Source organism: Psittacicella gerlachiana (assembly GCF_003585965.1).
GTDB classification, from domain to species: Bacteria; Pseudomonadota; Gammaproteobacteria; order Enterobacterales; family Psittacicellaceae; genus Psittacicella; species Psittacicella gerlachiana.
The window spans coordinates 1-6,025 of the sequence record NZ_NRJF01000151.1; the positions used below are offsets into that span (position 1 = coordinate 1).

The 6,025-nt window shown below is 31.4% G+C and carries 6 protein-coding genes; 2 read left to right on the forward strand and 4 right to left on the reverse strand.

The features are described from left to right. The first annotated feature begins 261 nt into the window (after positions 1–261). Positions 262–1,014 (forward strand): RNA methyltransferase, encoded by a 753-nt coding sequence (locus CKF59_RS05325; protein ID WP_119534930.1) that lies wholly within the window; start codon positions 262–264, stop codon positions 1,012–1,014. A 178-nt stretch (positions 1,015–1,192) separates the two neighbouring features. Here CKF59_RS05325 and CKF59_RS05330 read toward each other — a convergent pair whose 3' ends face one another. Together CKF59_RS05330 and coaE are read right to left on the reverse strand one after the other, a co-directional pair. Continuing rightward, positions 1,193–1,408, reverse strand: coding sequence for a DNA gyrase inhibitor YacG (locus CKF59_RS05330; RefSeq protein WP_119534931.1), 216 nt, complete (start codon positions 1,406–1,408; stop codon positions 1,193–1,195). A 15-nt stretch (positions 1,409–1,423) separates the two neighbouring features. Beyond that, positions 1,424–2,104, reverse strand: coding sequence for a dephospho-CoA kinase (coaE, locus tag CKF59_RS05335; protein WP_119534932.1), 681 nt, complete (start codon positions 2,102–2,104; stop codon positions 1,424–1,426). A gap of 134 nt (positions 2,105–2,238) precedes the next feature. Between coaE and CKF59_RS05340 the strand changes: the two genes are divergently transcribed. Beyond that, the gene (locus tag CKF59_RS05340; RefSeq protein WP_119534933.1) at positions 2,239–3,102 is read left to right on the forward strand and encodes an ABC transporter permease; all 864 of its coding nucleotides are present in this window, start codon (positions 2,239–2,241) and stop codon (positions 3,100–3,102) included. Positions 3,103–3,160: 58 nt separating this feature from the next. Here the strand turns inward: CKF59_RS05340 and recN are convergent, their stop codons facing one another. Then, positions 3,161–4,864 carry a DNA repair protein RecN gene (gene recN / locus CKF59_RS05345; protein WP_119534934.1) on the reverse strand — a complete coding sequence of 568 codons (1,704 nt, stop codon included), beginning with the start codon at positions 4,862–4,864 and terminating at the stop codon, positions 3,161–3,163. 12 nt (positions 4,865–4,876) lie between these two features. Then, complete coding sequence (locus tag CKF59_RS05350) at positions 4,877–5,770, reverse strand: NAD(+)/NADH kinase (RefSeq protein ID WP_119534935.1); 894 nt, start codon at positions 5,768–5,770, stop codon at positions 4,877–4,879. Between the last annotated feature and the right edge of the window lie 255 nt (positions 5,771–6,025).

The following is a 6,025-nucleotide window of genomic DNA, read 5'->3' on the forward strand; positions in this document are numbered from 1 at the left end:
TTTTAATTATTCCGAGAAAAAATATATTACCCTAGTAAATACTAGGTTATATGGTTTAAAAAAAAGCTCATTGAGCGTTATCTTATTATTCCCTAATATGTTCTATCAATATTAACATTATAAATAATTTAATTTAAATCAAAAAATTAAATTAAGTTATAGTAGCTATTATAATACAACTTATTCTCTTTATGATGATATGTGTGTTTTATTTTGGTAGTTTTATTATACCAAATTCTTACAATTTTTTTAGGTTTTTAAATGCAAATAAATTTAAATCACTTTACTTTGATTTATATAAATACCACTCATCCTGGAAATCTTGGAGCCATAGCTAGAGCTGCGAAAAACATGGGAATCGAAGATATACGTCTTGTTACTCCTAAAGCAAATCCTCAGGATGAACAAGCTATAGCTAATGCGGCTGGTGCAGTTGACCTCCTAGAAAAAATGAAAATTTATACTTCTCTTGAACTAGCTCTTGCTGATTGTAAACTTATCTTTGGTACTTCGGCACGTACCCGCACCTTAAATCCAACTATAGTTTCTCCAGAACAAATCTTAGAGACAACTCGAGATAATTTACAACATGAACTTACTAAAGAACTAAAAGTAGCAATCCTCTTTGGGACGGAAAAATCAGGCTTAACTAATGATGAGCTAAATTTAGCCAACTATCATATAGTTATAGAAGCCAATCCTGATTACACTTCTCTAAATCTTGCAATGGCAACCCTCTTGATTAGTTATAGCTTAAGACAACAAGTACATAAACAAGCAATGTATTCATCTATACAAGCTCCTGCTGATGTAGCTAATAGTGAGGAACTGGCAACTCAAGCTGACTATAGCAGTTATTTTCACCGTCTTGAACAACATTATCGTAAGATCGGCTTTATTCAACACAGTATGGTGATTCCTCGTCTTTTACATATCTACAAAAAAGCTAAACTTACCAAAAAAGAAATAGATCTCTTACAGGGAATGCTAACTGCAGATATTAAACAAGAGTAAGAAATTATCTTTACCTCCTTTTCTATGTTAGGATTTAGAGAAAATTCTACTTAAATATCCATTATTTTCTTAGACTAAAGTAGTTTTATATAAACTACAAACTGCTAAAAAGCTCTCCGAACTTTACACTTAAAGTTCGGAGAGCTTTTGCAATCTCACACAATTTAAAGTCACACACTTATGACTCTCTATTACGCTCAATTAAAAGCTCAAGCAGTTGTTCCACTTCAGCTTCATTTTCAGGTTGAGCTTCAAGAGAGTATTCACCAGTTGCCCATGCCCCTAAATCTTGTAATCTACATCTTTCACTACAAAAAGGTCGAAAAGGATTAGCAGAACTGTAAATAATCTCTTTCTTGCAATTTGGACATTTTACTTTTAAATCATTGGTCATAATGATAATACTTACTTATGCTTTTATCGTTTGTAAATTCTTACGAAAACGCTTTACCGTTCCTTCCATAATTAAATTATTAATGCGAGATACTTTTAATTCTAAATCTTTTTTACTCACATTATCATCATTAATAATCACATATTTTGCATGAGCTACTCTTTCTTCATTTGTTGCTTGAGTATTCAAAATGTCTACAATAATTTTTAGATTTGCAGTAGGATCTCGAGTTAAAGCTCTTTGGATTTGGGTTTGACGATCAGCCTGCACTACGATAATTTCATCACAATAATCCCAAAGTTTCTTTTCGATTAATAAAGGGACATCCCAAAGAATGTAGTCCTTATCTGAACGATTAAATAGTTCTAGCTCTCTTGCCCTAATATATGGATGGGTTATTGCTTCAAGTTTTTTTAAGTTAGCTTGTGCTTCTAGAGAATCTCCAAAAACTATTTTCCTTAAAGCTTTTCGATCTATATATTCTACCCCTTGATCGTCAGCAGGTAAAAGAATTTCTTTACCAAACTCTTTTACTATATCTTCAAAACAAGCTTGACCTGGTTGCATAACTTCTCGTGATACCTCATCAGAAGAAATTACATCACAATCACCAATACTTTTAAAAAAACTAGCTACCGTACTTTTTCCTGAAGCTAAACCACCAGTAAGTCCAATAATTGGTTTATTAAATTGCATATTAATATATTATTTTAGATCTTAAAAAGTATTTCATTATTATACTAGATTTTTTTTCGCCTATTTTAACTAAACTGATATAATATAAAGCAATTTAAGTTTTTAATCTCGATCACAACCTTAAAAATTAAATTATGAAATTAACTATTAGCATCTCTGATTCTGATTTGAAAGAACTAGAGAAACTAAAACAAGGCAATTATTTAGATATGATAAATTATCATTCTAAAAAACAAATTGCTGTACAATCTATAAAAACCATTGTCTTTGAAGAAATTAGACGTAACTTAAGAGTGTGGATTCAAAATATCTTCTCTCCTTTTGTTACCGCTTTTTTATACTTTTTAATTTTTGGCTATATTCTTGGTTCTAAAATCGGCGATCTTAATGGAGTTCCTTATGTTAACTTCTTAGTTCCTGGATTTTTAGTAATACCGGTAATGGGAGCTGCATTTGGCAATGGAGTATTTACAACCTTTATGCGTAAATACTTTAAAACCATTCAATATATTCAATCTTCTCCAGTTAATGTCCACTCTTTTATTATTGGCATTACCATTTCAGGAGTTTTAAGAGGTTTAATCATTGCTTTATTAATTTGGCTAGCAAGTGTTATCTTTACCGGAAGCTTTGTAGTAGCTAATCCAATTATGGCGATTGTCGTACTAATTTTAGTTTGTACGATTTTTAGTTTAGCAGGAATGATCAATGCCGTTTATGCTAATACTTTTGAGCAAATAAACTTTATTCCAACGTTTATTTTAACGCCACTTACTTATTTATCAGGTATTTTCTTTGATGTAAATACCTTACCAACTTTCTTTGCAAAATTGAGCTTATTTAATCCTATAGCCTATGTTGTTAGTTCTTTTAGATATACTTTCCTAGGTACACCTTATACTAACTTACTAGGTTCAGTACTTTTCTTTATAGGGATTATTATTGCTCTCTACATTTACGTAACCATGATCTTACGTAAACATCTAAATATTTCTTAAATCCAATAAAGGAGGTCAGTTTCGACCTCCTTTATTCTATTATTATTTTTATTAATAACTATTGCACTAGATCATAATCTAAGTTAGGATCGTTTTGGCTTTGCTCAAGTAAAAATTCAGCATTTTCTATCGCTTGCGGAGAAAGATCTTCATGACCTATGAGACTAGCAAGAGCCATAACTCTTCCTTTGTGATCTAATAATCTCATCCTCGTATTCACCTCATTACCTTCTTTCCACTTTTCAACTTGAAAATGATAACTAGCATAAGCTGCTACTTGAGCTAAGTGAGTTACACTAATAACTTGAATTCTTTTTGATAATTGACGAATTATTCTTCCTACAACCGTAGCGGTTTTTCCAGAAATCCCCACATCAACTTCATCAAAAATTAAAGTTCCATTATCTAAATGACTTGCAGTTAGTAACTGAATCGCTAAAGCTATTCTTGATAACTCCCCACCCGAAGCCACCTTATGAAGTTCTTGAGCCTGTTGCCCTAGATTTGAATTTAGCATAAATCTAACTTGATCAGAACCTGATTCAGAAAATAGATTTGGATCATAGATAATATCAATGTAAAATTGAGCATCTTTCATATTCAAATCTTTCATAATTTCTTCAACTTTAGAACTAAGCTTTTGCGCTCCTTGACGACGAGCATCACTGAGCAACTTAGCTTTTTGCATGTAGTCTTGACGGGCATGAGCTACCGCTTGCTCTAGTTCATCTTGATCTCCAATACTTGAGTTTAAAGACTTTAACTGCTCCTGAATGTCTATGAAAAAAGCATAAAGTTGTTCCGGAAGAATGTTGTTTTTCTTTGCCATAGTATTATAGGCATGCATTCGTTCCTCTACTCTTTTCATATCCTCTTGAGCAAACTCAAACCCTGATAAGCCTTGAGCTTCAACTACAGACTCTTGAATATTAATTAGAGCCTCATCTAACATAGTTGCTAGGTTGAGATAATTTTTATCATATTCTGATAAACGGTGAGCATTATTTGCCGCTCGAGTCAGAAGATGATTAACGTTATAAGTTCCTTCTGATAATAAATCTACTATTTGTTGATTTAATTCCTTAATATGAGCTTGGTTAGAAAGAATTTTAAACTCTTCTTCTAAAGCTTCATACTCATCTTCAAGTAAATTTAAATCTTTAAGCTCACGGTACTTATACTCTAAAAGTAATTTTGTGGTTTGAAAATTTTCTTTTTTATTTAAAAACTCTTGATAATCTTTTTGTAATTGTGCATATTGTTTATAACTCTTTTGCACTTGAAGTTGCAATTCTTTTTCGTGAATAAATCTATCCACTAAAACTAATTGATAACTCGTTTTTAATAAGAGTTGGGGAGCATGTTGCCCGTGTAGATGTACTAAATACTGGGTTAATTCCTTTAAAAAAGAAATAGAAACAGGATGTTCATTTATATAAGCTTTCGAAGGGCCACTGATATTGATTAAACGACGAATTATAACTTCTGTAGGTTGTTCCTGATCTAATAAAGATTTCTCTTCTAACCATGCGTAAGCAATCGAGTCTTTATCAATTGAAAAACTCGCACTAACTTGTGCTTGATTTGAACCATTACGAATCATCCCGACATCAGATCTATATCCCATACAAAGGCTTAAAGCATCTATGGCTATAGATTTACCTGCACCCGTCTCTCCCGTAATTACGTTCATACCATTATCTAAATCAATATTTAATTGCTTAATAATGGCAAAATTATTAATATTTAATCCTGTTAACATAGTAACTATTATCTAAAATAAGCGTTTAGCCCAATTTAATTTTTTTGCTAAAATATTGTAATAATTATAATCATTAAAATGCACCATCTTTACCGCAAGAGCTGCTGGTTTTATTGACACTTGACTTGTAGTCAAAGATGGATGAGTGAGAACTCCATCACAATAAATATCTACAACTTCGGCATTTATATCTTTTTTAAAAAGAATATCTATTTGTGCAGTTGCAGGAATTACTATAGGTCTAGATGATAGAGTATGAGCATTCATCGGTGTTATGATTACCGCTTGTAACGAAGGATGAACAATAGGACCACCTGTTGAGAGATTATATGCCGTAGAACCTGTTGGGGTGGAAATAATTAAACCATCTCCACGCATGCCAAAAGCAAATTTACTATCTACATACACTTCAACTTCTACAATACGGTTATCTCTTGTTCCGAGGATGGCAATTTCATTAAGAACATTAAATTCTTTATCTTGTTCTTGATTATCAAAAAAAGTTACACTAAGAGAATTTCTTTCTTCAAGATAATAATTTTTAGGATCAAAAAGACGTTCTAAACTAAAAGTTATATCATAAGGATCTATATCAGTTAAGAATCCTAAATTTCCTTTATTAACTCCAATTAAGGGGATTTGATACTTAGCAAATCTCAAGCCTGCACGAAGCATATTACCATCTCCACCTACGCAAATAATTAAATCTGCTTGGTGTCCTATAACTTCTTCATCTACGAAGTCTTCTGGTTCAACTTCAAGAAACTCTTCTTGTAATAATTTATCAATAAAAACTTTTTTCCCACGTTTTTTTAAATATTGATATATTTCTAAATGGGTTTTAAAACTTTGCTGATTTCTTGGAAAGCCAACAATTGCAAAACTTTCGAAAATCTTCTGTGACATATATAAAAAATTTTATAATCTAGGAGAAACCTTACTTTATATTCCTTTATAATTATACATGCTATTATAAGAGAATTTCTGCCTGACTATTATTTTTATTATGAAAAGCATTGTTAGTAAATTAAAATATCTTGCTTACCTTTTAATTTTCTGTCTTATCATTTGGCAAACTATTGTTCACCTAGATTTATCGGGAAATAAAAAAGAATTTAATCGCCTTGAAGCTTTAACCTCTAAACGTACTTACACTCATGC